Origin of the sequence: Collinsella aerofaciens (genome assembly GCF_901212495.1) — a bacterium.
GTDB lineage: Bacteria > Actinomycetota > Coriobacteriia > Coriobacteriales > Coriobacteriaceae > Collinsella > Collinsella aerofaciens_H.
This window is the reverse complement of sequence record NZ_CAAKNY010000003.1, coordinates 1-2859: the sequence shown is the minus strand read 5'-3', so window position 1 is coordinate 2859 and position 2859 is coordinate 1. Positions and strand designations below refer to the sequence as shown.

The following is a 2859-nucleotide window of genomic DNA, read 5'->3' as shown; positions in this document are numbered from 1 at the left end:
GGCCGCGCCGGGGATTTCCGGCGCGGCCCGCTTAGTATCGCGCTTAGATTCGCAAGGTTGCGGCAGCCAGCGGCCTACTTTGCGTCGTAGGCCTCGGCGTCCCACCAGTCGAGCTGGGCGATGTTGTCGCGGATGTGCTGGCAGCTCTTGTGGAAGCCCTCGAGCTCGTGCTCGGAAAGGTCCAGCGTGTAGACCTCCTCGACGCCCTCGGCACCGATCACGCACGGCAGGGAGGTGAAGATGCCCTCCTCGCTATATTGGCCGGTCATGAGCGTGGAGGCGGAAAGCACGGCGTGCTCGTTGTGCAGTACGGCGGCGCAGACGCGCGCGGCGGAGTTGGCGACGGCGTACTCGGTGCACTGCTTGCCCTGGTAGGTTACGTAGCCGCCCTTGCGTGCAAGCTCCTCGACCTCCATGTGGTCAAAGGCGTACTTGTCGGGGTTCTCGGCCTGGAGCTCGTTGAGGCTCTTGCCGGCGATGGTCGCGGCCTTAAAGGCGGCCAGCTGGCTAAAGCCGTGCTCGCCGATCATGTAGGCGTCGATGGACTTGGGGCTCACGCCGACCTTCTTGGAGATCTCGGTGCGCAGGCGGGCGGAGTCCAGGCCGCAGCCCGAGCCGATGATCTTCTTGGGATCGTAGCCGGTCAGATGCCACAGCTCGGTGCACACGACGTCGCAGGGGTTGGAGATGCTCACAAAGATGCCGTCGAAGCCGGCGTCGACGATACGTTTGGCAAAGGTGCGGGCGGCGTCGGTGGTAAAGAACAGCTCACCGTCGCGGTTGCCGGCGGCCAGCGCGACCTTGCCGGCGGCGTTGACGATGACGTCGCAGCAGGCTAGCTCCTCGTAGTGGTCGTAGCAGTTGACGATCTTGGTGTTGTACGGGACAAACGAAAGGGAGTCGCGCAGGTCCTGGACCTCGGACGTCACCTTGGCCTCGTTGATATCGCACAGGTACAGCTCGTCGGCAATGCCCTGCATAAGCAGGCTGTTGGCGACATGTGCTCCTACGTGGCCCTGGCCGACCACACCGATCTTACGCGTCTGGTACATATGAGTATCCTTTCGGCCGAGTTTTTCGCGTCGAACCATTGTAGCGTCCTGCCGTCACTTTGCTGGGCTAAAGCGAAGTAGATTTTTGGGATATACCTTAATCTCTACTTTTGGAGTGATTTGGGCCGCTGACGGCATCGCTGGGCGATGTACTCGCGCGGATAGGGCTGCTCGTTGTACCATAGCTGCAACTGACTCGTAAGGAGCATCCATGCCCATTCGCATTCCCGACGCCCTCCCTGCCGCCGCGCAGCTCGAGAGCGAGAACATCTTTGTCATGACCGAGTACCGCGCACTGCATCAGGACATCCGTCCGCTGCGCGTGCTCATCCTCAACCTCATGCCCACCAAGATCGCCACCGAGACGCAGATCATGCGCAAGCTCTCCAACACGCCGGTGCAGGTGGAGGTGGATCTGCTGCGTACCAAGACGCACGAGGCCACGCACGTGAGTGCCGGCCACCTGGAGACGTTCTACCGCACGTTCGACGACATCCGCGATATCCACTACGACGGCCTGATTATCACGGGCGCGCCGGTGGAGCAGATGCCGTTCGAGGAGGTCGACTACTGGCCCGAACTCTGCCAAATAATGGACTGGTCTACCACGCACGTACACTCTACACTGCACATTTGCTGGGGCGCGCAGGCCGGCCTGTACCATCATTACGGTATCCAGAAGTATGACCTGCCGGCAAAGGCGAGCGGCGTGTTCGAGCATTATCTGGTGAAGCCGCAAAGCCCGCTGGTCCGCGGCTTCGATGACCGCTTCTATGCCGTGCATTCGCGCAACACCGATGTACGCCGCGAGGACGTGGAGGCCGAGCCGCAGCTTGAGGTCGTGGCCGTGTCCGACGAGGTGGGCCTGTACATTGTCAAGTCGACCGACAGCCGCCGCTTTTTTGTCTTTGGCCATCCCGAGTACGATACCGACACGCTGCGCCTGGAGTACGAGCGCGACGTGAAGCGCGGACTCAACCCTCAGGTGCCGGCGCATTACTTCCCGGGCGACGATCCAGCCGCCGAGCCGCGCAACGTCTGGCGCAGCCAGGCTCAGCTGCTCTACACCAACTGGCTCAACTACTACGTCTACCAGACCACGCCCTACGACCTGGCCCGCGCCGGCGAGGAGCACTAGGCTGTCGGGAGGGACGCTGGCATTTAGGCGCTGACGATGTTGGGCAGCGGCAGGTCGTGGGCTTCGGTGGGAACGTGATCGACGCGCTGTTCGTCAAAGGCGATGCCGACGATTTGGCATGCGGGCGAGAGCATGGGAAGGTAGCGGTCGTAGCAGCCCCCGCCGTAGCCCAGGCGCGCGCCGGTGCGGTCGAAAGCCACGAGCGGCACGACAACCATGTCGAGCTCGGCGGCGGGCACGATGGGGCAGCGATTGCTGTCGATATCCGTAGCCGCGAAGGCCCACGTGGGATGAGCGATAAACGGAGTCGTGGATACATCGCCGGCGGCGACCGTTCGCATGCACATGCGCTGGCCGCATGCGGCGGCGTCGCTTGCCGAGAGCATGCACGGATAGGCTACGCGCCAGCCGCGCGCGGCGGCCGCAGCGGCAAACGCGGCAGGGTCGACTTCGGAATCCATGGCGGCATAGACGGCAACGGTGCGTTGGCCCGCAGTGCCGCTGGACTCCATCAGCTCAACAAGCCGCGCGCATACAACAGCAGACTTCGCTGCCCGAACATCCAAGTCAATCGCATTGCGCCGGGCAATCACCGCCCGCCGCAACTCAGCCTTATCCATCACAGCCTCATCTCCCAAACCTTCCAAAAAGGGACAGGTTTATTTTGGC

Annotated in this window: 3 protein-coding genes; 1 reads left to right on the top strand and 2 read right to left on the bottom strand. The window is 62.8% G+C overall.

All coding sequences use genetic code 11. The annotated features are described in order from the left end of the window. Positions 1-74 precede the first annotated feature (74 nt). Positions 75-1052 carry an L-lactate dehydrogenase gene (locus SFLMC1_RS00175; RefSeq protein ID WP_152074108.1) on the bottom strand — a complete coding sequence of 326 codons (978 nt, stop codon included), beginning with the start codon at positions 1050-1052 and terminating at the stop codon, positions 75-77. A 211-nt stretch (positions 1053-1263) separates the two neighbouring features. On the opposite strand from SFLMC1_RS00175, the gene metA reads away from it, so the two are divergent. Next, positions 1264-2190 (top strand): homoserine O-succinyltransferase, encoded by a 927-nt coding sequence (metA, locus tag SFLMC1_RS00170; protein ID WP_152074107.1) that lies wholly within the window; start codon positions 1264-1266, stop codon positions 2188-2190. A 23-nt stretch (positions 2191-2213) separates the two neighbouring features. Here the strand turns inward: metA and SFLMC1_RS00165 are convergent, their stop codons facing one another. Continuing rightward, positions 2214-2810, bottom strand: a complete 597-nt coding sequence (locus SFLMC1_RS00165; protein ID WP_152074106.1) for a 5-formyltetrahydrofolate cyclo-ligase — start codon at positions 2808-2810, stop codon at positions 2214-2216. Between the last annotated feature and the right edge of the window lie 49 nt (positions 2811-2859).

Coding starts and splice junctions, on each gene's coding strand:
- SFLMC1_RS00175 (WP_152074108.1), bottom strand. CDS start 1,052: ATGTACCAGACGCGTAAGATCGGTGTGGTCGGCCAGGGCCACGTAGGA.
- metA (WP_152074107.1), top strand. CDS start 1,264: ATGCCCATTCGCATTCCCGACGCCCTCCCTGCCGCCGCGCAGCTCGAG.
- SFLMC1_RS00165 (WP_152074106.1), bottom strand. CDS start 2,810: ATGGATAAGGCTGAGTTGCGGCGGGCGGTGATTGCCCGGCGCAATGCG.